This window comes from Pseudomonas poae, assembly GCA_028869255.1.
GTDB classification, from domain to species: domain Bacteria; phylum Pseudomonadota; class Gammaproteobacteria; order Pseudomonadales; family Pseudomonadaceae; genus Aquipseudomonas; species Aquipseudomonas poae_C.
The window spans coordinates 5,143,233-5,167,965 of record CP110972.1 but is presented as its reverse complement, the minus strand read 5'-3'; the positions used below and the strand labels follow the sequence as shown (position 1 = coordinate 5,167,965).

General features: G+C 62.6%; 19 protein-coding genes and 1 pseudogene. 3 read left to right on the top strand and 17 right to left on the bottom strand.

Going from position 1 to position 24,733, the window contains the following annotated elements; genetic code table 11:
- Positions 1-46: 46 nt before the first annotated feature.
- From urtD to urtA, 4 genes are all read right to left on the bottom strand, one after another.
- The gene (gene urtD, locus LRS56_23520) at positions 47-880 is read right to left on the bottom strand and encodes an urea ABC transporter ATP-binding protein UrtD (GenBank protein WDU61738.1); all 834 of its coding nucleotides are present in this window, start codon (positions 878-880) and stop codon (positions 47-49) included.
- Positions 877-1,944: an urea ABC transporter permease subunit UrtC gene (gene urtC / locus LRS56_23515; GenBank protein ID WDU61737.1), complete on the bottom strand. Its 1,068-nt coding sequence runs from the start codon at positions 1,942-1,944 to the stop codon at positions 877-879. Before urtC ends, urtD begins: the two co-directional genes overlap by 4 nt.
- Positions 1,944-3,446: an urea ABC transporter permease subunit UrtB gene (urtB, locus tag LRS56_23510; GenBank protein ID WDU61736.1), complete on the bottom strand. Its 1,503-nt coding sequence runs from the start codon at positions 3,444-3,446 to the stop codon at positions 1,944-1,946. The genes urtC and urtB overlap by 1 nt, the downstream gene beginning before the upstream one ends.
- A gap of 134 nt (positions 3,447-3,580) precedes the next feature.
- Entirely contained in the window at positions 3,581-4,846 is a 1,266-nt protein-coding gene (urtA, locus tag LRS56_23505; protein ID WDU61735.1) for an urea ABC transporter substrate-binding protein, read from the bottom strand.
- Between the two features lie 296 nt (positions 4,847-5,142).
- On the opposite strand from urtA, the gene LRS56_23500 reads away from it, so the two are divergent.
- Positions 5,143-6,228, top strand: coding sequence for a hypothetical protein (locus LRS56_23500; GenBank protein ID WDU61734.1), 1,086 nt, complete (start codon positions 5,143-5,145; stop codon positions 6,226-6,228).
- The gene (locus LRS56_23495; GenBank protein ID WDU61733.1) at positions 6,114-11,057 is read left to right on the top strand and encodes a hypothetical protein; all 4,944 of its coding nucleotides are present in this window, start codon (positions 6,114-6,116) and stop codon (positions 11,055-11,057) included. The genes LRS56_23500 and LRS56_23495 overlap by 115 nt, the downstream gene beginning before the upstream one ends.
- A 6-nt stretch (positions 11,058-11,063) precedes the next feature.
- Here the strand turns inward: LRS56_23495 and LRS56_23490 are convergent, their stop codons facing one another.
- From LRS56_23490 to LRS56_23440, 11 genes and pseudogenes are all read right to left on the bottom strand, one after another.
- Positions 11,064-12,074, bottom strand: a complete 1,011-nt coding sequence (locus LRS56_23490; GenBank protein ID WDU61732.1) for an iron ABC transporter permease — start codon at positions 12,072-12,074, stop codon at positions 11,064-11,066.
- Complete coding sequence (locus LRS56_23485; protein ID WDU61731.1) at positions 12,071-13,018, bottom strand: ABC transporter substrate-binding protein; 948 nt, start codon at positions 13,016-13,018, stop codon at positions 12,071-12,073. The genes LRS56_23490 and LRS56_23485 overlap by 4 nt, the downstream gene beginning before the upstream one ends.
- Positions 13,015-13,803, bottom strand: coding sequence for an ABC transporter ATP-binding protein (locus tag LRS56_23480; GenBank protein WDU61730.1), 789 nt, complete (start codon positions 13,801-13,803; stop codon positions 13,015-13,017). Before LRS56_23480 ends, LRS56_23485 begins: the two co-directional genes overlap by 4 nt.
- A gap of 138 nt (positions 13,804-13,941) precedes the next feature.
- Positions 13,942-16,050 (bottom strand): annotated as a pseudogene (locus LRS56_23475) (TonB-dependent receptor).
- A 151-nt stretch (positions 16,051-16,201) separates the two neighbouring features.
- Entirely contained in the window at positions 16,202-17,584 is a 1,383-nt protein-coding gene (locus LRS56_23470; protein WDU61729.1) for a PepSY domain-containing protein, read from the bottom strand.
- A gap of 115 nt (positions 17,585-17,699) precedes the next feature.
- Positions 17,700-19,760, bottom strand: a complete 2,061-nt coding sequence (locus tag LRS56_23465; GenBank protein ID WDU61728.1) for a TonB-dependent copper receptor — start codon at positions 19,758-19,760, stop codon at positions 17,700-17,702.
- A 93-nt stretch (positions 19,761-19,853) separates the two neighbouring features.
- Positions 19,854-20,243, bottom strand: coding sequence for a DUF2946 domain-containing protein (locus LRS56_23460; protein ID WDU61727.1), 390 nt, complete (start codon positions 20,241-20,243; stop codon positions 19,854-19,856).
- Positions 20,244-20,254: 11 nt separating this feature from the next.
- Positions 20,255-20,737: a copper chaperone PCu(A)C gene (locus LRS56_23455; protein ID WDU61726.1), complete on the bottom strand. Its 483-nt coding sequence runs from the start codon at positions 20,735-20,737 to the stop codon at positions 20,255-20,257.
- A 46-nt stretch (positions 20,738-20,783) separates the two neighbouring features.
- Positions 20,784-21,179 carry a DUF2946 domain-containing protein gene (locus LRS56_23450; protein WDU61725.1) on the bottom strand — a complete coding sequence of 132 codons (396 nt, stop codon included), beginning with the start codon at positions 21,177-21,179 and terminating at the stop codon, positions 20,784-20,786.
- A gap of 97 nt (positions 21,180-21,276) precedes the next feature.
- On the bottom strand, positions 21,277-21,564 hold the full coding sequence (locus LRS56_23445) for a putative addiction module antidote protein (GenBank protein WDU61724.1): 288 nt from the start codon (positions 21,562-21,564) through the stop codon (positions 21,277-21,279).
- 3 nt (positions 21,565-21,567) lie between these two features.
- Entirely contained in the window at positions 21,568-21,870 is a 303-nt protein-coding gene (locus LRS56_23440; protein ID WDU61723.1) for a type II toxin-antitoxin system RelE/ParE family toxin, read from the bottom strand.
- Between the two features lie 521 nt (positions 21,871-22,391).
- On the opposite strand from LRS56_23440, the gene LRS56_23435 reads away from it, so the two are divergent.
- On the top strand, positions 22,392-22,643 hold the full coding sequence (locus tag LRS56_23435; protein ID WDU61722.1) for a DUF6124 family protein: 252 nt from the start codon (positions 22,392-22,394) through the stop codon (positions 22,641-22,643).
- Positions 22,644-22,787: 144 nt separating this feature from the next.
- On the opposite strand, the gene LRS56_23430 is transcribed toward LRS56_23435, so the two are convergent.
- Entirely contained in the window at positions 22,788-23,513 is a 726-nt protein-coding gene (locus LRS56_23430; GenBank protein WDU61721.1) for a cobalt-precorrin-6A reductase, read from the bottom strand.
- Positions 23,510-24,715 carry a precorrin-6y C5,15-methyltransferase (decarboxylating) subunit CbiE gene (gene cbiE, locus LRS56_23425; GenBank protein WDU61720.1) on the bottom strand — a complete coding sequence of 402 codons (1,206 nt, stop codon included), beginning with the start codon at positions 24,713-24,715 and terminating at the stop codon, positions 23,510-23,512. Before cbiE ends, LRS56_23430 begins: the two co-directional genes overlap by 4 nt.
- Positions 24,716-24,733 lie beyond the last annotated feature (18 nt).

The window sequence follows — 24,733 nt, the reverse complement described above, 5'->3', positions numbered from 1 at the left end:
GACCGAGTCGTCTGCATCGCAGGCAAGCCAGCTCCCACATAAAGCATCAGCGACCGAGGTACACCTCGATCACCCGCTCGTTTTCCTGCACCTGTTCCAGCGACCCTTCGGCCAGCACGCTGCCCTGGTGCAACACGGTCACGTGGTCGGCAATCGAGCCGACAAACCCCATGTCGTGTTCCACCACCATCAGCGAATGCTTGCCCGCCAGGCGCTTGAACAGTTCGGCGGTGAATTCGGTTTCGGCGTCGGTCATGCCCGCCACCGGTTCGTCCAGCAGCAACAACTGCGGGTCTTGCATCAGCAGCATGCCGATTTCCAGGAACTGCTTCTGGCCGTGGGACAGCAGGCCTGCCTGGCGGTGCAACGAGGCGGTGAGGCGGATGGTGTCGAGCACTTCATCGATGCGGTCTTTCTGCTCGCCGCTCAGGCGTGCGCGCAGGCTGGCCCACACCGACTTGTCGGTCTTCTGCGCCAGCTCCAGGTTTTCGAACACGCTCAGGGCTTCGAACACCGTGGGCTTCTGGAACTTGCGGCCGATGCCGGCCTGGGCGATCTGCACTTCGCTCATGCTGGTCAGGTCCAGGGTTTCGCCAAACCACGCCTTGCCGTGGCTGGGCCGGGTCTTGCCGGTGATCACGTCCATCAACGTGGTTTTGCCCGCGCCGTTGGGGCCGATGATGCAGCGCAGTTCGCCGACGCCGATATACAGGTTCAGCTCGTTGAGCGCCTTGAAACCGTCGAAGCTCACGCTGATGTCTTCCAGGGTCAGGATCGTGCCATGGCGGGTGTTGAGGCCGGTGCCGGCGGCCTGGCCGATGCCGATCGCATCACGGCCGCTGCCCGCGTCAAGAATAGGTTCGAGCATGACGTTCCTCATTTCTTCAACAGGCCGATAACGCCCTTGGGCAGATACAGGGTGACGATGATGAACAGCGCGCCGAGGAAGAACAGCCAGTATTCCGGGAAGGCCACGGTGAACCAGCTCTTCATGCCATTGACCACACCGGCGCCGAGTAACGGCCCGATCAGCGTGCCGCGCCCGCCCAGGGCCACCCACACGGCGGCTTCGATGGAGTTGGTCGGCGACATTTCACTGGGGTTGATAATGCCCACCTGCGGCACATACAACGCCCCCGCCAAGCCACACAGCACCGCGCTCAACACCCAGACGAACAGCTTGAAACCCCGCGGGTCGTAGCCGCAGAACATCAGGCGGTTTTCCGCATCGCGCAAGGCGGTGAGCACCCGGCCGAACTTGCTTTGCGCCAGGCGCCAGCCGATGAACAGGCTCGCCACCAGCAAGGCCACGGTGGCGACGAACAACACCGCCCGCGTGCCCGGTTCGGTAATGCCGAAGCCCAGGATGCTGCGGAAATTGGTGAAGCCGTTGTTGCCGCCGAAGCCGGTCTCATTGCGGAAAAACAACAGCATCCCGGCGAAGGTCAGTGCCTGGGTCATGATCGAGAAATACACGCCTTTGATCCGCGAACGGAAAGCGAAGAAACCGAACACCAGCGCCAGCACCCCCGGTGCCAGCACCACCAGGCACAGGGCCCACAGGAAGTGCTCGGTGCCGACCCAGTACCAGGGCAGTTCGGTCCACGACAAAAACGTCATGAACGCCGGCAGCTCATCGCCGGACGCCTGGCGCATCAGGTACATGCCCATCGCATAGCCGCCGAGCGCAAAGAACAGGCCGTGGCCGAGGGACAACATCCCCGCGTAACCCCACACCAGGTCCAGCGCCAGGGCGACGATGGCGTAGCAGAGGATCTTGCCCACCAGCGTCAGGGTATAGGCCGACACATGCAGCGGGTTTTCCGGTGATAACAGAGAAAACAACGGCAGCGCCAGCAGCAGGATCAGAATCACTGCGCCGACTGCAATCGTGACCTTGGGGCCGGCCTTTTGCGTGGCCGTAAGCATCAATGGCTGGTTCATCAGTCGATCACCCGTCCTTTCAGTGCGAAGAGTCCCTGCGGGCGTTTCTGGATAAACAGAATGATCAGCGCGAGGATCAGGATCTTGCCGAGCACGGCGCCGATCTGCGGTTCCAGAATCTTGTTGGCTATCCCTAAGCCGAACGCGGCCATGACGCTACCGGCCAACTGGCCGACGCCACCGAGCACCACTACCAGGAACGAGTCGATGATGTAGCTCTGGCCCAGGTCCGGGCCGACGTTGCCGATCTGGCTCAGCGCCACGCCGCCTAACCCTGCGATGCCGGAGCCGAGGCCAAACGCGAGCATGTCCACGCGCCCGGTGGGCACGCCGCAGCAGGCGGCCATGTTGCGGTTCTGGGTTACGGCGCGCACGTTGAGGCCCAGGCGGGTCTTGTTCAGCAGCAGCCAGGTCAGCACCACCACAAACAGCGCAAAGGCGATGATTACGATGCGGTTGTACGGCAGCACCAGGTTGGGCAGCACTTGAATCCCACCGGAGAGCCACGCCGGGTTGGACACTTCGACGTTCTGCGCGCCGAACACCAAACGCACCAATTGGATCAGCATCAGGCTGATGCCCCAGGTGGCGAGCAGGGTTTCCAGCGGGCGGCCGTACAGGTGGCGGATCACCGTGCGCTCCAGCGCCATGCCAATCGCAGCGGTGACAAAGAACGCCACCGGCAGCGCGATCAGCGGGTAGAACTCGATGGCCGCAGGCACGTAGCGCTGCATCAGCATCTGCACCACATAGGTGGAGTAGGCGCCGAGCATCAGCATCTCGCCGTGGGCCATGTTGATCACACCGAGCAGGCCGAAGGTGATCGCCAGGCCCAGGGCCGCCAGCAGCAGGATCGAACCCAGGGACATGCCGCTGAACGCCTGGCCAAGGACCTCGCCGACCATCAGTTTACGTTTGACCTGGGCCAGGCTGGTCTCGGCGGCGGTGTGCACGGCGGCATCGGTTTCCACGCCGGGGGCGAGCAGGGCTTCGAGGCGGGTACGGGCCAGCGGGTCGCCGGTGCCGCCGAGCAAACGCACGGCGGCGAGGCGCACGGCGGGATCGCTGTCGACCAATTGCAGGTTGGCCAGCGCCAGGCTGAGGGCGGTGTGCACGCCTTCGTCGGTCTCGGCGGCGACCTGCTGGTCGAGGAATTTGAGTTGTGCAGGAACTGCGCTTTTTTGCAGGGTGATGGCTGCGGCCAAACGTACCTTGGGGTCGGCGGCGAGCAGTTGCTGGCTGGCCTGGACGTTGTCGATCAGCCCACGCAGACGGTTGTTCAGGCGTACGGTTTTGGTTTCACCGTTTAGCGTGAGTTGACCTTGTTGCAGCGCGTCCACCAGCTCGATGCGCGCAGGGTCGGGCTGGGCGGCCCAGTCCTGCAGGAGTTTGGCTTGCTGCGTCGGGTTGGCGGCAAGGAAGTCGTCGGCGTCGCCGGCGTGTGCGGCCAAAGGCAGCAACAGCAGCGCGGCGAGGATGAAGCGGTATAGGGCAGTGGGCATACAAAATGTCCTGATCGTGCACGGACAATGTGGGAGCGGGCTTGCTCGCGAAAGCGGTGGATCAGTTTCGGATGCGTCGACTGACACACCGCTTTCGCGAGCAAGCCCGCTCCCACATTTAGACCGAGTTGGTCTTAGTTGCTCTTCACCGCGTAATCCGGCTTTTTGTCATTGCCAGGAATGTACGGGCTCCACGGCTGTGCACGGATCGGCTCGTTGGTCTGCCATACGACGGAGAACTGCCCATCCGCCTGGATCTCGCCGATCATCACCGGCTTGTGCAGGTGGTGGTTGGTCTTGTCCATGGTCAGGGTAAAGCCCGACGGTGCGGCGAAGGTCTGGCCGGCCAGCGCCTCACGCACTTTGTCGACGTCGGTGGACTTGGCTTTTTCCGCCGCCTGCGCCCACATATGGATGCCCACGTAGGTGGCTTCCATCGGGTCGTTGGTCACGGCTTTGTCCGCGCCCGGCAGGTTGTGTTTCTTGGCGTAGGCTTTCCAGTCGGCGACGAACTTCTTGTTCACCGGGTTCTCCACCGACTGGAAGTAGTTCCAGGCCGCCAGGTTGCCCACCAGCGGCTTGGTGTCGATACCGCGCAGTTCTTCTTCACCTACCGAGAATGCCACCACCGGCACGTCGGTGGCTTTCAGGCCCTGGTTGGCCAGCTCTTTGTAGAACGGCACGTTGGAGTCGCCATTCACGGTGGAGATCACAGCGGTTTTGCCGCCAGCGGAGAACTTCTTGATGTTGGCGACGATGGTCTGGTAATCGGCGTGGCCGAACGGGGTGTAGACCTCTTCGATATCTTTATCCGCCACACCTTTGGAATGCAGGAACGAGCGCAGGATCTTGTTGGTGGTGCGCGGGTACACGTAGTCGGTGCCGAGCAGGAAGAAGCGTTTGGCGCTGCCGCCTTCTTCGCTCATCAGGTATTCCACCGCCGGGATCGCCTGCTGGTTTGGCGCCGCACCGGTATAGAACACGTTCGGCGACATTTCTTCACCTTCGTATTGCACCGGGTAGAACAGCAGGCCGTTGAGTTCTTCGAACACCGGCAGTACCGATTTACGCGACACCGAGGTCCAGCAGCCGAACACCACGGCGACCTTGTCCTGGGTCAGCAACTGCCGGCCCTTTTCAGCGAACAGCGGCCAGTTCGACGCGGGGTCGACCACCACCGGTTCGAGCATCTTGCCGTTTACACCACCCTTGGCGTTGATCTCGTCGATGGTCATCAGCGCCATGTCTTTCAGCGAAGTTTCGGAGATAGCCATGGTGCCGGACAGCGAGTGCAGGATGCCGACCTTGATGGTCTCGGCGGCCTGCACGGTCCAGGTCAGGCCCATGGCGGCAATCGATGCCGAGAGAGTGAAAGCCTTGATCAAGCTGCGACGCTTCATGGTGCTATCTCCAGAACTCAATGTTGTTGTAAGGGCTGATGCTGGAGACATTGCAAGGGGTGTGCCTAGTCGGTCAGAGGCATGTTCCAGACGCTTTCTGATCTGTGCGGGCTCTGGTCGCGCACCATAAGCAGGCGTGTCGGCAAGGTGGTGCGTGCTGCTGCGCTAGAACGGGGCATGGCCGGTTTAACTATCTAACGCCCGCCTGCGGCCAAACCCTTGAAAGTTAAGCCTGCCTGACGCGCTTCGAAATGGAGGGGCACGGCAGAGTCTTCACTTTATTCAAAGGCAGGAACATGGACAGTACGGACATTCAACATGACCAGGCTGCAGGGCGCTTACCGCCCCTGGGCCCGGAGTTCATCACCGGCAACGATGCGGCCTTTTGGCTGCACATGCAGGTCAGCAACAAGCGCGATCGGGTGTATGGCGCAGTGATTCTCAAGCGTGCCGATGGCAGGTATCTGCCGACAGTGCCGACGGCGGGTAACGCCGGCGGGTTCCACTTTGGTTCGATCCTGAAGGAGGATGCCAACGTCGACCTTCAGGCGCCGGAGGGGTACAGCGTCTATGCGCTGTTCACCTCGCGGGCGGGGCAGTCCAAGGCGCGGGCCGCCCAGGTGGCCCATTGGAGCGCTGCACAGCGGCGTCTCGAACTGAGCTTCTTTTCAATGAAAGGTCTGGCCTTCGTGATTGAACAGCGCGATTTCTGTCCGATTTATTATTTGTCGGGCCGGTATGACTCGCTGATCAAATATGAAAGCAGCGGTTCGCAGGAGGAACAGCATTTCCTGAGTAAGCTGACGGCGAGCCGGGAATCGGACGAATTTGAAGACCTGATTTTCCTGATCAATGTCACCGCAAGAGTGGGTGTGCTGCGCGTGGTGACGCCGAACAAGGCGCTGGGCGGCAAGGCCGGGCAGATCGTTGAACCCTGGACCATCAACCAGGCCGTTGCAGAGGTTGCCCAGTCCCTGCAGGCGGAGCCCAGTACTCAAGTTTTCAGGCGCTGGCAGGACGCAATCCGCTCCGCCTTGCCGCCCCTGGATGCGCCGACTCAGGCCAGCCATTTTGGCTATCTGCTCAAGGATGATGCAGGCGAGTTCGTGGCGAAGTTGCCGGATGCCGCCTTGAAGTCCATCTTTGATAGAGCCCCGCCAGGCATGTCTCTGCCCAAGGGCCGGTCCAAGTTGTCCAGTGGCTTTTATCTACAGGGCATCTATGCCTCGCTGGCCAGAAAGGACATTCCACCCGTGGCCGGCGAGACTTGGTTGGCCCAGAGCTTTTTACCGCCGCGAGCCTGGCGACGGCGGTCGCCCTGGCCGCAACCGACGAGCCGGACCTTGAGTTTTACCTGCGCGCCGACGACGGCGCGCTGTTGATGTACCGCTGCACCGGCTCGGCCGCCCAAGCCCAACTGTTCGCCAACCGTGGCGCGGACATTGACCGGCGCCTCAAGGACGGTACGCTTAGCCCTTCGGCGTTTGTCCGGCAAGTGGCGGCGGTGGGCACGCTGACGGTGATGGAAACCGGCAGGGTCTGGGACGTGGCCGGCGTGGTGGGGCCGCAATGGCGGGCCTTCGCGCATATCCATCAGGCCCTGAGCCCGGCTTTTGTCACGGCGGATGACGCGGCGCGCCACCTGCATTACATGGCGGTGGCGGGTCGGCCACGCGGTGAGTTTCTACAAGCCTTTATCTTGTTACGCAACGATGGCCGGTTTGTAACCGCGAAGCTGCAGGACGGTGATGAGTGGCGGGCCACGTGGGGGCCGTCATCGCCCACCGGCGACTACCTGACCCGTGTTGAACTGGAAGGTTACCGCGTGGTTGGCCAGTTCAATCGGCCTGAGCCCGATCAGGCCGAACTGGTTGCCAGCTATCCCGAATTCACGCCCAGGCGATTGGCGTTCCTGGTCAGCACGCCGGGGGTGCGCTCGGTTATCCTCACGCTGCACTTTTCGAACCTGATCAAGACGCTTTACACCAGCGGCCCTAACGGCACCCTGATCAAGTACGGGCTCAGCGGCTCCCGCGCTGAGCATGAGTTCGGCGAGTATTTGTCGAACGCAGTGAGTACCGGTGAGATGGTGCCCCGGGTGCAAGGGTATGACGGTACACCCGAAGGCCTGATCAAAGAACTGGTGAAACTCGGTGAGTTGACGGTGCTGCTGGCCGATGACACCTGGTACCACGTCCAGGGGCGTGTTCCGACGAATTGGGCGCCGCAGACGCCCTTCACCCCGGCAGCCCCCTTAGATGCGCCGCTGAGCTGGGTCTTCACGGACCTTGCCACCGCCGCCGAATATGCCCACGGCCGTCTGCAGGCGACGCCGGGTGGGCGGCGCGTCGGCTGTATCCTTCAGTTCGGCAGCCTGGCGCAATACGTGGTCAGCGAGCCTTCCACGCCGATACCGGGCAGCAAGTCCCTGTTCGCGTTGTCTCACATCTTCGGCAACGACGGACCGCCGCAAGGCTTCGCCCTGCGCGGTTGGTACTGCCGCAGCGAACCGGCTGCCGATGGCATCGCCAGCGAGCCCTGGCTCTATGAGTCCTTCATGGCCACTGTCGACTTTGCCCAGGCGATTGCCTCCTTGCGTGCCGCCCCGCAAAGCAACGTGGCGCTCTACGTGAGTACGGCAGACGGCGCGCAACTCGCGTATGACGCCTCAGGCTCGGCCGAGGAAGCCGGGCTCTACAGCGTGCTGCCCGACGGCAGTGTGGGCGACAATGGGCTGGCGGATGAACTGCGGGCCGGCACACTGGCGCCCCACGACCTGATCCTCAAGATCGCCGACGCCGGTGCACTGTCGGTATTACAGGTGGGCACGCTGTGGGATGTGCCTGGGCTGGTCAGCGCCACCTGGCACGGGTACGCCCTGGCGGTCCGACCGCAACTGAGCCCGGGGTTTCTGCACGAGGAAGACGCTGCGCGCTATGCCCACGTACAGATCGGCAGCCAGCGCGAGCGTGAGTACTGCGGCTATATCCTGCAACGCCCGGACGGCCTGTTCGTGGCGACCGAGCCGTTGTACGCAAGTGACGCCGGGCGGTTTGCCTTGGGGTTTGTCTACCCCCAGGACAGCAAGGGGCGCTCGCTGCTGCCGTCTCGGCACGTGTGGAAGGCGGTGTATGGCTCCAGCCGTGGCGTTTCCTTGATGGCACCCAAGCAACTGTTGCGCCCAGGCTGGACACGGGACGACGCCTACCTGGCAGCGCAAATATTCAGTGCTGATGATATCTACACGTTGATCCGCAATCGCCAGCAGGTTGCGGTGGCCTATCTATCGGTTGCCGAGGATGCGTTGCTGGTCTTTGAACTGGGGGATTCGCCCGCCCTGGCAGCTTTGCGCCAGGCGGTAACGCCCTCCGAACAAGACAGCCCAGTGGCCCGCAACCTCGCCAACGGCACCCTCACCGCAGCGCAATGGATCAGGCAATTGGCAGCGGGCGGTAGTTTACGGGTGATACTGGGCAACCCTTTGTGGGGCGCCCCCGAGTTGATCACCGAACATTGGCGCCCGCGCCTGGCGGGTTTGCGGCGCGACCGCCCGCAGCAAGTTGCCTATGGGCAGGTCTGCACCAGCGCCGCTGAGGCCGCCGAGACCTTGCATGCCGGCATGGACCGTGGTGCACCGACGCAGACCTGTTTCGGGGTCATTCTCAAGCATCGTGAGCATGCTGCTTTTGTTGGCACCGAACGGGTGCCGGCCTGGGACAAGGCCGGGCTGTTCGCCTTGAACGGCATCTTTGCGGTCGATGATGCGGGCCAGTTCCTCTACCCGCCGGGCTATCAGTTGCACGCCTTGTTCTATGGTCGCAGCTGGATGCCGCAGGGCTTGACCACCGCTGAACGCTGGTTGGCGCAGCATTTTATTTCGGCCAGCGACCTTTCCAGTGCGCTCACCCACGCCAAGCGTCAGCGCGAAGCGGGTGCACCGGCGGGCTTGCCGGTGTATATCTCGACCCTCGACCGGGCATTGCTGAGCGTGCAAGCGCCGCTGTCGTCGATGTTGTTCAACCCGATCCGCCAGCCTTCGGGGGTCTTTGAAGATGTGCAAACCCTGATCGCCAGCGGGCAGTTATCCGTCGTAGGGTTCGTCAACGAGGTGGCGAAACTGAGCTGGTTGAGTGTGCTGGTCGCCAATGAATGCTGGGCGTCGGTGGGCAAAGTGGACACCAGCCGTACACCCTGGAGTGCGTTTTCCAGGTTTATGCGCCGCGCCTTGAGCCCCTTGTTCAGCAGCCAGGCCGATGCCGTGCGTTACGCCTGCCAACAACTGGGCACACGGCGCGACCAGCGCTACGGTGGCCTGATATTGCAACGTAACGGCAAATTCGTCGCGACCCTGGCGATACCGGTATTGAGTGAGGACTTCGACCCCGAGGTGATTCTGCCCGGCCTGGACGTCAGCCAGGCGCTGCTGGCTCCGGGCTGGAAGATGGTCGGGCGCTACCGGTCGCGGGCTGCCCAGGTGCTGCCGTTCTGGCTGGAGGCCCAGGAGAATGCGACGTACCAGAATCTGTTCTCCACCAAGACGCTGGAGACGGCCCTCAAGTCAGGCCACCTGTGGACCCACGAATACCTGCTGACACCGGACGGTTCACTGATCGGCTTCAGCACCCATGACGCCGAGCGCAACCTGATGAACAGCACGCAGCGCAACGAAGCGATGCAGTTGCTCAACCAGTTGGAAACGGCCTTGGCGCCCAACGAGCTGGCGGCCCATGACCCCTACGGCAATGCCGTCGAGCAGCAAGTGCGTGCGGGGCGTAAAACCCCGAGCGAATGGGTCAACCAGTTGGCGCGGGTGGGGACTTTGCAGGTGCTTGAGGGCGGTGCGTTATGGGGCATTGCCAGGCGAGTACGCGTGGGCTGGATGCCAGGCGTGGGGTATATCGCGCCGGAGGATATCCTGCATGCCGTGGCGGATCGGGCGTTGAGCCCGGTGTTCAAGCAGGCCGACGACGCCGCACGGCATGGCCATCAATACTCCCATGAGCGGGCGCGGCTGAGTTTCGGGCTGATCCTCAAAGCCTCCGATAATGGCCACTTCGTCGCGTGTGCGCCGATCAAGGGCGATGACCTGCAATTTCGGCTCGAGCGCGCCTTCTTGCGCGGCCAGTTGCCCACCGGCTACAGCCTCCAGGGCCTCTATCTGAACTTGCCGCAACAGGCCGCGCCGGAACTGCCGCAAGGCGAGGGCTATGCGCAACTGCCGGCACCGGCCGTGGTGCTGGAAGCGCTGAGTTTCCTGCGGGTGCTGACGGCACCGAGCGAGCGTTTCCTGCCGTTGTATGTGTCCTGTCCCGACGGGTCATTGGTGCGTTTTCGGGCGACGCAGTTGGACCCCGACTGGACCTCCGCCACTCGGCAGGCGGCGTACCTGGCGCGCCTCAATCAGCGTGGCAGCATCGACGGGTATCTGTTGAAGCTGATCGAGTCTGCAGAGCTGCGTGTGCTCGACAGCAGCCCGTTCTGGGATGGGTTGCTACCCAGGGTCGTACGCGTGGCCCAGGGCCTGGCGGGGTTTGATACACGCCTGGCCCTGGGGCCGTTATGCGCCCACCCGGACGATGCGGCGCGGCTGGTGTGGCAGCGTTTTGCGCCAGGTAAGGCGCACCCGTGGCTGGGCGCGATCCTGGGCAATGGCGACAGCGACACGTTTATTGCCGTGCAACCGGTGGCGGACCCGGGGCCGTCGGTGGCGGTAGGGCTGCGCCCGCAAACACCGGCCTATCAGAGCCTGTTCGAAGGCGTCATGAACCTCGGTTATCCCAGCACCTCCACCCGCTACCCGGCCGGTTACAAGGTCATGGGGGTACAGCAGTTGTACAAACTCGACACCCAGCGCCAGCGCCTGGCGGATCGCTACGAAGAGGCGTTGGCCCACAACTTTATCGCCCAGCCGGAAATCCGCGGCTTCATCGAGATGTTGCGCCAGGACCGAGTGGCCGGGGCGCGGTATTACTTCACCCCGGTACAGGGCGGACTGATGGTGTATGAACCCAGCTATCACCTGGATGAAAGCCAGTTGTTACGCGATGACTGGATCGACGAAACCACCGGTGCCGTGAAGGTCCTGCCGAGTGAGGTGATCCGCCGGCTGGCGACGTCCGGCCAACTGAGCATTCTGGAAACCGATCATTTCTGGCAGCCGCGCGAGCCGGGTGGCGCGCGGGCTGTTGCAGGCGCTCAAGGAGGCCGATGAGCGCACTTAACGTTTGCGCATCAACCCGATAAAAAACAACCCGCCGATGGCCGCTGTCGCCACGCCGATGGGCAGGTCTTCCGGAGCGATCAGCGTGCGGGCCGCCACATCGACCCACACCAGGAACAGGCTGCCCAGCAACGCACACACCGGCAGCAATCGTCGGTGCTCGGCGCCCACCAGGCGCCGTGCAATGTGCGGCACCATCAGCCCGACAAAGCCGATGGAGCCGCTGATGGAGACCAGCACGCCGGTCATCAGCGAGGCGATCAGAAACACCTTCAGCCGCACGTTGCGTGCGTTCAGGCCAAGGGTCACGGCAGTCTGCTCACCGGCCATCAGCGCGTTCAGCGGGCGCGCCATGCCCAGCAGCAACACCAGCCCGAGCAACACTGTGACGCTCGGAATGCTCAGTAACTCCCAGCGCGCCAGCCCCAGGCCGCCGAGCATCCAGAACATCACCGCCGACGCTGCACGGTGGTCGCCCATGAACAGCAGCAGGTTGGCCACCGCCATCATCACGAACGACACCGCCACACCGCACAACAGCAGCCGCTCGCTCTCCAGCCGGCCATTGCGACTGGCCACCGCCAGCACCACCAGCATGCTCACCAGCGCCCCGATAAAGGCGGCGATGGGCAGGGTCAGCAGCCCGATCACTTCCCCCACATGCAACACCACTATCACCGCGCCCAGGGTGGCGCCGGAGGTCACGCCGAGCAGGTGCGGGTCGGCCAGCGGGTTGCGTGTGACCGCCTGCAGCACCGCGCCGATCAACGCCAGCCCGGCCCCTACCAGCGCCCCGAGCAGCATGCGCGGAACGCGGATCAGCCACACGATATGTTCCTGGCCGGCAGCCCAGTTCACCTCGCCGATGCCCAAGGTTTTATGCAGCAGAATCCGCCACACCAGGTCCACCGGCACCCGCGCCGAGCCGAACCCCAGCGACACCACGCAAGAGACCAGCAGCAACGCGCCAAGGGCACTCAGCAGCAATGCGTAGCGAGAGGTGATCATTCGCCGTGGAACCCCTTGGCCAGGGTTTCAACTGCCAGCACGTTATCGATGCCCGGCGTGGCCTGCACATAGGGGATCACGATAAAGCGCTGGTTCTTGATCGCATCCACCGATTGCAGGGCCGGGTTGTTGAGCAGGAACTGTTGTTTCTGTTCGGCGGTGATTTCGCTGTAGTCGACGATCACGATGACTTGCGGGTTGCGCTCCACCACGGTTTCCCAGTTGATGCGGGTCCAGCTGGCGTCCACGTCGTCGAGGATATTGCGCCCACCGGCAGCGTCGATCAGCGCCTGGGGCATGCCCAGGCGGCCGGAGGTCATGGCGCGGTCTTCACCGCTGTCGTAGAGAAACACGCGTGGCTTGTCGGCCGGCAGGTCTTTTTGCACGTCGGCCACTTGCGCCTGCATCTGCGCAATCAGGGCATTGGCGCGGTCTTGCACGTCGAAGATCTTGCCCAGGTTGCGCAGGTCGTTGTAGGTGTCCTCCAGCGTGGCCGCCGGGCGCTTCATCACGAAGGCACAGGACTCGGTCAGCTCATACACGTTGATGCCCAAAGGTTGCAGGGTATTGGGCGTGAGGTCGCCACCGACGCGCATGCCGTAGTCCCAGCCGGCGAAGAAGAAATCGACGTTGGCATTGAGCAGGGTTTCCACCGACGGGTATTTGCTCGCCAACTCCGGCAGGCCGTCGAGGATCTGGGCCATTTCGGGGGTTACCGACTTCCAGCCGGTCACGCCGCTGTAGCCGGCCATGCGTGGCTTGAGGCCCAGGGCGAGCATCATCTGGGTCATGTTGATGTCGTGGCTCACCGCGTGTTTCGGTGCCTCGGCGAAGGTCACTTCACGGTTGCAGCTCTGGATTTTCAGCGGGTAATGGGTCGCTTCGGCAAATGCCTGAGAAGCGCCGAGCAGCGCAGCGAAAGACAGCAGGGAGCGCAGGATCATGGTTGGGTTATCCAAGTGATTCGGGGGTAGCCGGACAAGGGATGGGTGTCGATCAATGCTTCAACGCCGAACACCTCGCGCAGCAACTCGGCGGTGAGCACCTGATGGGGCGTGCCGCTGGCGACGATGCGCCCGTGGTCGATCACGTAGAGACGATCGCAAAACGCAGCGGCCAGGTTCAGGTCGTGGATGCTGGCCAGGGTGCCGATGTTCAGGCGCTTGACCAGCCGCAGCAACTCCAGCTGATAGCGCGGGTCGAGGTGGTTGGTCGGCTCGTCGAGGATCAGCAATTGCGGTTGCTGGGCCAGGGCGCGGGCGAGGATGACGCGCTGCTTTTCTCCGCCTGACAGTGTGGCGAACGCATGCGCGTCGAAGCCCTGCATACCGACGGATTCGAGCGCGGTTTGAATCAGCTGCCGGTCGTGCAGCGTGTCGCCATCAAACAAACCCTTGTGCGGCGTGCGGCCCATGGCGACCACTTCATCCACGCGCAGGCCAAAGGCGTCGGGGAACTCCTGCAGCACCACGGCGATGCGTTGCGCACACCATTTCGATGTCTGCTTCCAGACATTCCGATGCTCCAGCAACACCTCACCCTGTGCCGGTTTGCTGAACCGATAGGCGCAGCGCAACAGGCTGGTCTTGCCGCTGCCATTGGGCCCGATCAACCCCACGAACTCCCCGGCACCGACCTGCAGGCTGGCGTTGCGCAGCTGGAAGTGATGGTGACAGTGGCCGTGATCGGACGGTGTCCAAGTCAGGTCGGCGAGGGTGAGTGAGGTCATCAATATTCTCAAGTCCAACACAGGTCAAATGTGGGAGGGGCTTGCCCCGATAACGGTGGGTCAGTGACAGGTGTATAGACTGGCTCACCGCCATCGGGGGCAAGCCCCCTCCCACATTTTTCATCGGTGTTGGTTCAGTTAGAAGGTGTAGTCCGCTGTTACGAAGAACGAGCGCGGCTCACCCAAAATCCACTGCTGGCCGTCGTTGTATTGGCTCACGGCATAGGTGCGGTCGAACAGGTTGTTCAGTTGCAGGCCCAGAGTGGTGTTGCGCATGGCTTTCCACGACACACTGGCATCAACCACGGTGTAGCTCGGCAGCTCGTTCTGGTTGGCCATGTCGGCATAACGGGCGTCGACATAACGCACACCCGCACCGGCACGGATATCGTCGGTCACCGCCTTGCTCAACCATAGGTTGGCGGTGCGACGCGGTACGTCCACCGGGCGATTGCCGTCGCGGGATACCTGCACGCCGTCGACGTCCTGTTTGAAGTCGTCGTATTGCGCACGCACGATCGCCGCGTTGGCTTGCAGCTGCCAGGCGTTCGGCAGTTGCAGGTCGAGGCTGGCTTCCAGGCCGCTGGAGGATTGCTGGCCGACCTGCTGTTGTTGGTCCGGGTCGCCCGGTACGTCGGTGAGCAGTTTTTTCTTGACGATATGGTAAGCCGCCAGGGTCCATTCGCCGCGCTGGTCCCAGAAGGCTTGCTTGATGCCGATCTCGGTCTGCTTGGCTGTGGACAGGTCGAATTGCTGCTGGCTTTTACTCAGGGAAATCAGGCCACCGACGCCGTCGGTGCTGGTGGCGTACTGGCCGTAGACCGAGGTGTCCGGGGTGATCGCGTAGACCAGGCCGGCCTTCCAGTTATTGCCGGTGAGGGTCTTGTCGTTTTGGCTGCCGTCGCGCAAATCATCGCGGTCAATGTGTGCGTAGTCGCGGCGGATGCCGGTGATCAACGACAGTTGGTCGGTGAGTTGCAGGCGGTTCTCGGCGAAGCCGGCGACGGTTTTGGTGGTGCTGGCGAACACCGGTTTGAACGGGTCGTTACTGGCGAACTGCCCGGGCGCCGGGTGGTTCACGTCAATGGGTTGGCCACTGGGGAAGGTGTCTTCAAATGGGGAGTTGCTGGCCAGGCGGAAGCGGATACGGTTGTATTCCACGCCGGTCACGGTCTGGCTGTCGAGGCCGAACAGGGTGTGCTTGAAGGTAAAGGTCTGGCGGTCGCCGACCTGTTCCTAGTTGTGCTTGATGCCGTAGTTGCCGCTGCGGGTCAGTTGGCCGTTGGTGAAGGTGTAGTTCTCGGCATTCTGCCAGCGGCGCTGGTTTTTCAGGTAGTACAGCTCGTTGGTGGCACTGACGCTGTCGTTGATTTGCCACTCGCTGGTCAGGCGCGTCCACTGGTCGTTGTAGTGCTGGGTGTCGTTACTGACGTTGTAGTTCTTGTCGCGCAGGCCCTTGTGCAACTGGCCGTTGATCAGCGGCGTACCGAAGTAGTTCTGCGGGCGCTGGTCGCCATAGTCGCTGGCCAGGGTGAAGCTCAGGTTGTCCGCTGGCTGCCAGCGCAGGGCGCCGCTGACGAAGTCGCTGCTGGAGTTGCCCCGGTCGATAAAACCATTGCTGCGCAGGCGGTTGAGGTTCAGGCGATAGCTCAAGGTGTCGGTCAGCGAACCGCCGCTGTCCAGGGCCTCTTGCTGGCGATCATAGGAACCGTAGCCCAGGCGGATATGGTTTTCGATGTCGCCGCTGAAGGGTTTTTTCGGCACGGTGTTGACCACCGCACCGGTGGCGCCTTCGCCGTACAGCACCGAGGCCGGGCCACGCAAAACGTCCACGCGTTCCACCGACCAGGTGTCCACCGGGAAGGTCGAGGTGCCCATGCCCATGTACATGCGGTTACCGTCGTACAGCTGCATCACCGAGCCCTGGCCGGTAAACCCCCGGGCCGAGAGCGAGGTGCCGCCGTCGCCCGGCGAGCCGGTGCGGCTGATGCCGGTGGCGCGGGAAATCGCGTCCTGCACGCTGGCATCGCCACGTTCGCGGATCTGCGCGCCGGTCTGGCTTTCGACACTGCCGGGGGTTTGCAGGGCCGTGAGGTTCAGGCGCGAGCCGGCGGTGGACGGGGTGTGCAGGTCGACGTGTGCGTCATCCACGGCAGGCGCGGTCACGGGGCTGGCGGGCAGGGTCAGGGCCTGGGCGCTGTGGTGCAGGGCGAGCAGGCACAGGCCGGACGCAAGGTACTTGTTCATCGCTCGATCAATCGCTTCTTGGAAGGGTGCTCGCCGCAGGGAGCGGCGAGCAACGATAACGCAGAAAGTGTTATAAGTTAACACTTATTGGCTGCGGGGCAAAAGTCGCGCAAGGCTACAGAAGCCCTCTGGCTTGGGCATCTCGCCTGCTTCATGCAGAACCTGAAGCAGATTCACCTTGGTTGAAGAATCGCGCCAACACCAGGCGATCCAACGCCCACACCACAACCAGCGAGGCCCCCACCAACGGAAAAATGATCGCCAGCCCCAGCATGATCACCATCGCGGTTTTCCATTTCGGCAGGTCATGGCGCAACGGTGGAACCCCCAGCCCGCCTGCGGGGCGGCGCTTCCACCAGATCACCACGCCGCTCACGGCGCTGAGCAAAATCATCAGGCAAATCAGCAGCACGATCAGCTGGTTGACCCAGCCGAACATCTTGCCCTCATGCAGCATCACGCCGGTTTCGGTGGCGCGGGCGACCGTGCTGTAGTGTTCCCAGCGCACATCGGCCAGGACCTTGCCGGTGTACTGGTCCACATGCAGGGTGGCGTCGTTGCGCGGGTCGTTGGCGAACACCGCGACAGTGAACACGCCTTCGGCGGTGGTGGGGAAGGTGATGCTGTAGCCGGGCTCGACCTTGCGTGCGTCGGCCAGGTCGACCACCTGTTGCAGGCGGATGGTCGGTGCGGCTGGCGCGGCATGCATGCCGGCGTGTTTCATGTGTTCGGCATGGTCGCCGGACATCGGCATCGGCGTGTTTTCCATGGCCCAGGGGACGGTCTGTTGGCTGGCGGTGTTGAGCACTCGCGCCTGCTGATCGGACTGCGGGACGTTGTTCCACATCGCCGCCGGAAACCTGTTCCACAGCTCAGCGTATTGCTTGCCCCAGAAGCCGGTCCAGGTCATGCCACTGAGCAGCATCACCAGCAAAAAGGCCGCGCCCCAGAAACCAGCGACCGCATGCATATCGCGCCAGAACACCCGGCCACGGCTATTGAACCGTGGCCACAACACACCCGCCGAAGACTTGCCACGTGGCCACCACAGGTACAGGCCCGACACCACCAGCATCACGCCCCAACCGGCGGCGAGTTCCACCAGGCGATCACCGACGGTGCCGATCATCAGCTCGCCGTGCAGGGCGCGGGCGATGGCTTGCAGGTTGTATTTTGCGTCTTGTTCACCGAGCACGCTGCCGCGATACGGGTCGACGAATACCGTCACTTCACGCCCACCCTCGTGCATCACGAATTGCGCACTGCTGGTGGCGTCGGCCGGCGGCAGGTATTTGCTGATCTTGCCCTGGGGGAAAGCCGCCTGGGCGCGTTGCAGTTGCTCATCGGCACTCAAGGCGTGCTCGGCGGGCGGTACGGTCAGCAGGTCGCCGTACATCAGCGGGTCGAGCTGGGGTTTGAACAGGTAGATGATGCCGGTCAAGGCCAGCAATACCATGAATGGCGCGACAAACAGGCCGGCGTAGAAGTGCCAGCGCCAGGCCAGGTTGTAGAAGGAAATCTTTTGAGTGGTCATCATTAGGCTCCGCAAGGCTTTGAATTTTTTGTGTTGGTTACACCGCTATCGCAGGCAAGCCAGCTCCCACAGGGCAATGCATTGGAACTGTGGGAGCTGCTTGCCTGTGGTGCTGTTAGAAGCTCATATCCACCTTGGTCCAAAGGGTGCGCCCCGGCTCCTTGATGGCTTGCGGGTCGTTGGCCGGGTAGCCGAACCCGGCGTTGCCGGCCAGGTTCAGGTGCTCGGCGTAGGCCTTGCCGAACAGGTTGTCGACGCCGGTGCTGACCTTGAAGTGTTTATTGATGCGGTAGGCCGCATTCAGCGAGAACACGCCAAAGCCGCCGCTCTTGTCGAAGTCCTTGCCGACCACGTTGCCCTTGTTCTGGTCGATGCGGTTTTGCGCGGCGACCACACGCCACAAGGCACCGGCGCTCCAGTCGTCCTCGCTGTAGGTCAGGCCAAAACGCGCATCCAGCGGCGGCATCTGCGGCAGCGCCTTGCCGTCGCTGCTGTTTTTGCCCCAGGCGTAGGCCAGGGTGGCATCCGCCTTCCAGTTGGGGGTCAGCTTGTAGGCCGCGCCGAGTTCACCGCCCATGATCCGCGCATTCACATTGCGCGCCTGGGAGGTGGTGCCCATCATGCCCGGCTGGTAGTCGAACAGAATGAAGTCCTGCACCCGGCCGATGTAACCCGAAGCCCAAGCTTCGAGGTCGGTAGTTTTGTACTGCGCGCCGAAGTCGAGCTGGGTGGTTTTCTCCGGCTTCACACCGTCGAAGGCATTCACCGAACCGGCGGCGCCGGTATTGGGGGAGAACAGCTCCCAGTAATCCGGGAAGCGTTCCGCATGGCCCAGACCCGCGTAGAGCGTGGCAGGGCTGGCGGCGAGGTCATGTTCATAACGCACGAAACCGGATGGCAGCGTATCGGCGCGCGTGTGGTCGGCGGTCGGGTTGGCGCTGGCGCTCATCCCGGAGCCGATGGTTTGCCGAAAGTCCCTGGCCGAGGCACGGTCCAGGCGTGCGCCGGTGATCAGGCGATCACGCTCGGCGGCGTACCAGGTGAGTTCGCCAAAGGCGCCGTAGTTGTGGAAGTTGGCGTCCTTGACCCGGGGCAGTTCCTTGTAGGTGTCGATGCCCATGCTGCTGCGCTCGCGGTGCTCGTTGGTCTGCGCGTCGAGGCCGCCGATCAGCTGCACATCGGCCCAGCGCCAGGTCGCCTTGACCCGTGCACCGAGGGTGCGCCGGTCGACGTTGGCGGCCATGGGGCCGGCCATCATCCCGGTGCCGGAGGGCACGCGCAGGCTGTAGTTGTCCATCACATGGTCGGCGTAGTTGTAGTAGACCTGGGCTTCGACCTTGTCCAGCACTTCGCCGATGTTGGACTTCTCAAAGCGCAGCCCGAGGCTTTCGCGCAGGAACTGCGAGCCGTCCATGCCGCGCCCGGCGTAGCGTGCTTCGCCGTCGCCACGGCCGGCGGTGAGTTCCAGCAAGGTGTCGGCATCGGGGGTGAAACCGACGGCCAGATCACCATTCCACTTGTCGTAGCGTGAGGCGACGGTGTGGTTATTGCCGTCCTTGTAATCGTCGGCGTGCGCCTGGTTGCCGATCACGCTCACATAGCCCAGCGGCCCGCCGGCAGCGGCATCGATGACTTTGTCGAAACGCCCGTTGGAGCCCGCCAACACACTGGCATTGACCCGTGTACCCAACTCACCGAATTGCTCCGGTTCGCGCTCGAACAGCACCGTGCCGGCCGACGCGCCGGGGCCCCAGAGCACGGTTTGCGGGCCTTTGATTACCGTCAGTTTGTCGTAGGTTTCCGGCGAGATGTACGAGGTGGGCGCGTCCATGCGGCCGGGGCAGGCGCCGAGCATCTGGCCGCCATTGGTGAGGATATTCAGGCGCGAGCCGAACATGCCGCGCAGTACCGGGTCACCATTGGTGCCGCCATTGCGCACCAGGGCGAAGCCGGGGACGGTCTTGAGGTAGTCGCCACCATCGCTGGCGGGTACCGGCTGGCGCGGGTCCTTGGGGTTGGTGACCACGGTCAGTGGCGAGCTGGGGGCGATCGCGGTGATCACGGTGGGGCTCAGTTCGTGTTCATCCGCCTGGGCCTGTGGCGCCAGGAGTGCGCCGCATAAAACGGCGAGCACGGGGGTGCATCCCAAACGGGTGTCAGCAGAAAACCTGGACATGACAAATTCCATCAATCAATCGTAAACAACACGGCCAGCAGCCTGCGGCTGTCTGTCTAAAGTCGGCCGGGGTGAAGTAACGGTGTCAGGTGCTTACGCGGCGATGGGCGGGGCGCGGCTACGGGCGCCGGGGAAGATGCTCTGCCGGGCATGGCCCAGGCGCGGGGCGGGGGCGATTGCATTGGCCGGCGGCGGGGTGCCAAGGGTGACATGGGACACGCTGCCGGGCAGGGCCGGGCAGCTGAACAACAGGCTGCAATAGCCGCATTTTTCCCAGAGGACGTGGTGCTCATCCGGGGCTTTGACGGGCTTGGGCTCACCATGGCACTCGGGCATGTCCATGGACATACCGGCGTGATGATCCATCGGCATCGCTTGGGAAATCAGCGGACCGATAAAGATCATCAGCATGGCGAACAGGCTGATCCAACTGCCGCGCATCAGGCGGTGGTGGGGGGACAACCTGGCGCGAGGGGCGCCCATCGAGTGTTGGCCTACTGGGCGTGTTTATGCTCGTGGGTGGCCATCGGCGGCACTTTCTGTACTGACACTTCGACCTCAACCTTGCCGGCTTTTTCGAAGGTCAGGGTCAGCGGGAACTGCTTGCGGTCGGCCATCAGGCTGCGGTCCTTGAGGCCCAGCAGCATCACGTGGTACGCCATGGGCGCGAAGGTCAGATCACCGTTGGCCGGTACAGCCACGCTGGGCACTTGTTGCATCTTCATCAGGTCGCCCTGCATCACATGCTCATGCAGCTCGGCCTTGTCCGCCACGGGCGTCTCGACGCTGAGCAGGCGGTCCGGGCTAACGCCGGTGTTATGAATCACAAAATACGCCGCCACAGTCGGCGCATTCGGCGGCAACTCCTGGGACCAGGGATCGCTGACCAGCAGGTCGCCGGCCTTGTAGTCCTCGGCATTCGCAGCACTGAACACCGGCAGCAACAACGCAGCCAGAAGCAGGGAAGATTTGAGCATGGCAGTTCTCCAGAACGGTTCTAAACGCAGTTCACTTGCGAAGAAATCAGACCGTCGGAGAAGCGCGGGGGTTGAGGCTAGGCCATTGCTGGCGCGGGGTGGGCGGCTGTAGCGAAGGCACCGGCAGATTCTGGAACGCATCGAACCGCGTCACATACAACTGCGGCACATGCCCCGGCAACGCCACCAGCGGCGCCGAGCCCGAGCAACACCAGCAATGTTGCATGGTGGAGTGCTCGTCTTGCTGCGGCGCCGGAATCTCCAGCGTGCCCAGGGCAATCGCCTTCAAGCTGGCGCCATTGGAGGAACAGAAGCTGCCCCACAGCAATTGCTGTACGGGGTTCTGGGACTGCTGCATCGCACTGGCCATCGGCATGGCAAAGGCGTTGAACAGCACTGCAAGGCAGGCGATCCAGGCAATTGCAAAGCGTTGACGGGCCATGGCGGACAATCCGTAGGGTTAAACGATCAGGTGGGTATTTAGCCTGATCGGTGGGGATAAGTAAAAAGGGCCGGTGTGGTTTGGTGTCGCAGTGCTATCAGATCGCAGTGGCGTGAAGCTTGAGGCCCAGAGCTTTCATGACCTTCATGATAGTCGCGAACTCGGGATTGCCAGTGCTGGAGAGGGCTTTGTATAAACTTTCGCGTCCAAGGCCGGCGTCGCGGGCGATTTGGGTCATGCCTTGGGCGCGGGCGATATTGTTTAGGGCTGAACGAATCAGTAGTCCATCACCAGAATCCTCTTCGAAAGAGGCTTCAAGATACTCGGTCATGTCCTCGGGGGTCTTGAGGTGCTCGGCTATGTCGAAATCTTTAAATTGAGTCATGGGTCAGTCCTCTTTGCCTAATTCATCGGCAATTTCTTTAGCGCGCTGGATGTCGCGTTTTTGAGTTGATTTATCACCACCTATCAACAGCAGGTAAACCACCTCACCTATGCGCGTGAAATACACCCGGTATCCAGGACCGTAGTGGATACGCATTTCCAATACGCCACTTCCTACGGTTTCGCAGTCTCCAAAATTGCCCCGTGTTGCGTTATCTAATCTTGTCAACACTCGTCCACGGGCAGGTTTACCGCGGGACGAATCAAGCCATTCCTGAAACTGGTCGGATCTCTTGAATCGAATCATCTCGGATCGTATTCCTTGGGATACAGATTGGCAAGTCGCGATGCGCTGCAAAAACAGGCATCCCCATCGCGGATGGCTGACGCGAAACCGCGAGAGGGGAGGTTAGGGCGGGGGCTTTTGGCTGAACCAGCCAGTTGGTTCGGAAGTGCTTGTAGGGGGATTCGCCTTTTTAAGAAAAGACAAAATCGGTGACCGTTGGGAGGGGATTCGTACAAACAGAAATTTCCGACAAGTCTTTGAGGTTGTCCCTAGGACACTCAATCTCTAGTCTCCGTACACCGCTGCAAACTCAGCGGTCGGGTGTCGCGGCCCGGATTTCTTCAGACGCAAAAGCGTCATCGTCTCCTTTCAGTTGGCGCTTTTTTATCGTCTACTGTGCGGCGCTATGGCGGCTGTGCGCGGGATACCTTCGGGTATGCCGGTGTTCTGGAGAATCGGTCCGCGAACCTGCGTACAGCTGCCACCCCCATCGCGTCGCGGCGATCAGTGGCAGCTCCTTTTTACTTCTCCGGAGCTTCACAATGATTAAACCCACCCCAAATCCCCCCGTCCGGCTATTCACCGTAGCCGATGGAGTCAGCACCGAAGACCTGTTGGTCAATCTCAGCGAAACACTCGCCTCGGCCAATGCGCTGAGTTGCGATCTTGCATTTAACCTTGAAGGTTCGAAACGAGAGGAATTGCTGGGCGTTGCACAGTTGATTGAGCTGGCGCTGTTGCTGGCTGATCGAGTGCAGGATGGTGTTGCACAACCGAACGCCACGGTGAATTAAGGGCCTGATGCCTGAGCGTTCCTGTGCTCACCCGGAGGAACGATCCGCCAGCTGTGCCGACCGCGTCGGCACAGTCCGCCTCAATCATTAGCCGTCTTGAAGGTAATAAATAGGTTACTAATCAAGCAAGCGAACGATCCTGATTTATCGAATGAAATTTGCCAACGCGATGAGTGTTTCTTCAGGCGACAAGAGTTCCCGATCTACTTGAACCAACACCGGCCGCTTCAACACCAACATCGGCAGCCCCCGTTCCCGCGCCACTTCCAGCTTCGGCTCAGTGGCCGCACTGCCGCTGTTCTTGCTGATCAGCACATCAATCCCGCGCCGTTCAAACAACACCCGCTCGTCTTCGATCAAAAACGGCCCACGTGCGCCGATCACTTCGCAACGCTCGTTGCCGGGATACACATCCAGCGCACGCAGCGTCCAGAACTGGCCGGCGGGGATTTCATCGAGGTGTTGCAACGGTTCGCGGCCCAGCGTGAACAAGGGACGCTTGAAGGGCTTTAACGCCGTAATCAACTCAGCCCAATCACCGACCTCGCGCCAGTCATCCCCCGCCCGCGGCTGCCACGCCGGTCGGCGCAATGCCCAGCAAGGGATGCCACTCAACCGCGCAGCCTCTGCGGCATTGCGGCTGATCTGCGCCGCGTAGGGATGGGTTGCGTCGAGAATCAGGCCAATCCCCTCATCCCGAACAAACGCCGCCAACCCCTCAGCCCCGCCGTAGCCGCCAACCCGCACCTGACAGGTGAGGTCGGTAGGCACCCGCCCAACCCCCGCCAAACTGTAGATATGCTCCGGGCCAAGGGTGCGGGCAATGGCCAACGCTTCCGTCACGCCGCCCAGCAACAGGATGCGTTTCATAGCGGCTTGACCACTTCCAGCAGCGTGATCGGCAACGCTTGGCGCCATGTATCGAACGCTCCCAATGGCTGAGCCTGGGCCACATGAATGCGGGTCAGCTCGCCGCCATGCTCGGCGCGCCAGTTCATCAGGGTCATTTCACTTTGCAGGGTCACGGCGTTGGCGACCAGGCGGCCACCGGGGCGCAGGTGCTGCCAGCAGGTGTCGAGCACGCCGTCGCGGGTGACGCCGCCGCCGATGAAGATGGCGTCGGGAGCTTCCAGGCCGTGCAACGCGTCCGGGGCCTTGCCGCGAATCAGTTGCAGGCCGGGCACGCCGAGGGCGTCGCGGTTGTGTTCGATCAGGCCCTGGCGGCCTGCATCGGCTTCAATCGCCAGTGCACGGCAGCTCGGGTGCGCGCGCATCCATTCGATACCGATGGCGCCGCTGCCTGCGCCCACGTCCCATAGCAGTTCGCCGGGCATCGGGGCAAGGCGGGCGAGGGTCATGGCGCGTACATCGCGTTTGGTCAGTTGGCCGTCGTGTTTGAAGGCCGAGTCGGGCAGGCCCGCCAGGCGTGACAGGCGTGGTGTTTCGCTGGAAGCCAGGCAGTCGATGGCGACCAGGTTCAAGTCGGCGACTGAAGCGTGTTGCCAATCAGCAGCCAGCCCCTCGACACGCCGCTCATCCGCGCCGCCCAGGTGTTCAAACACGCTCAACCGGCTGGGCCCGAACCCGGCGTCAGCCAACAACGAGGCAATCAAGGCAGGACTGCGACCGTCATTGCTCAACACCAGCAACCGCACGCCACTGGCCAGATGCGCATTAATCGCCGCCAATGGCCGCGCCACCACGGACAACGTCACCACCTCCTGCAACGGCCAGCCCAGCCGCGCCGCTGCCAGCGACACCGAGGACGGCGCCGGCAAGATCAGCAATTCTTCAGCCGGCACCTGGCGCGCCAGACTGGCGCCCACGCCGTAGAACATCGGATCGCCGCTGGCCAGCACGCACACCGGTGTACCGCGCTGCGCCAGCACCGGCTCCAGGGAAAACGGGCTCGGCCACACCTGCCGCTCACCCCGGATACACACCGGCAGCAGGTCCAACTGGCGCTGGCCGCCTATAATCCACGTGGCGCGCAACAGGGCATGCCGGGCGTTTCTGCCCAGCCCCTTGAAGCCGTCTTCACCGATGCCTACAACCGTCAGCCAGGGCGACATATCAATTCCTTGAACGAC

Coding starts and splice junctions, on each gene's coding strand:
- LRS56_23490 (WDU61732.1), bottom strand. CDS start 12,074: ATGATCACCTCTCGCTACGCATTGCTGCTGAGTGCCCTTGGCGCGTTG.
- LRS56_23460 (WDU61727.1), bottom strand. CDS start 20,243: ATGGGCGCCCCTCGCGCCAGGTTGTCCCCCCACCACCGCCTGATGCGC.
- LRS56_23445 (WDU61724.1), bottom strand. CDS start 21,564: ATGACTCAATTTAAAGATTTCGACATAGCCGAGCACCTCAAGACCCCC.
- urtC (WDU61737.1), bottom strand. CDS start 1,944: ATGAACCAGCCATTGATGCTTACGGCCACGCAAAAGGCCGGCCCCAAG.
- urtD (WDU61738.1), bottom strand. CDS start 880: ATGAGGAACGTCATGCTCGAACCTATTCTTGACGCGGGCAGCGGCCGT.
- urtA (WDU61735.1), bottom strand. CDS start 4,846: ATGAAGCGTCGCAGCTTGATCAAGGCTTTCACTCTCTCGGCATCGATT.
- LRS56_23465 (WDU61728.1), bottom strand. CDS start 19,760: ATGTCCAGGTTTTCTGCTGACACCCGTTTGGGATGCACCCCCGTGCTC.
- LRS56_23450 (WDU61725.1), bottom strand. CDS start 21,179: ATGGCCCGTCAACGCTTTGCAATTGCCTGGATCGCCTGCCTTGCAGTG.
- LRS56_23440 (WDU61723.1), bottom strand. CDS start 21,870: ATGATTCGATTCAAGAGATCCGACCAGTTTCAGGAATGGCTTGATTCG.
- cbiE (WDU61720.1), bottom strand. CDS start 24,715: ATGTCGCCCTGGCTGACGGTTGTAGGCATCGGTGAAGACGGCTTCAAG.
- LRS56_23500 (WDU61734.1), top strand. CDS start 5,143: ATGGACAGTACGGACATTCAACATGACCAGGCTGCAGGGCGCTTACCG.
- LRS56_23485 (WDU61731.1), bottom strand. CDS start 13,018: ATGATCCTGCGCTCCCTGCTGTCTTTCGCTGCGCTGCTCGGCGCTTCT.
- LRS56_23455 (WDU61726.1), bottom strand. CDS start 20,737: ATGCTCAAATCTTCCCTGCTTCTGGCTGCGTTGTTGCTGCCGGTGTTC.
- LRS56_23430 (WDU61721.1), bottom strand. CDS start 23,513: ATGAAACGCATCCTGTTGCTGGGCGGCGTGACGGAAGCGTTGGCCATT.
- LRS56_23435 (WDU61722.1), top strand. CDS start 22,392: ATGATTAAACCCACCCCAAATCCCCCCGTCCGGCTATTCACCGTAGCC.
- LRS56_23470 (WDU61729.1), bottom strand. CDS start 17,584: ATGACCACTCAAAAGATTTCCTTCTACAACCTGGCCTGGCGCTGGCAC.
- LRS56_23480 (WDU61730.1), bottom strand. CDS start 13,803: ATGACCTCACTCACCCTCGCCGACCTGACTTGGACACCGTCCGATCAC.
- urtB (WDU61736.1), bottom strand. CDS start 3,446: ATGCCCACTGCCCTATACCGCTTCATCCTCGCCGCGCTGCTGTTGCTG.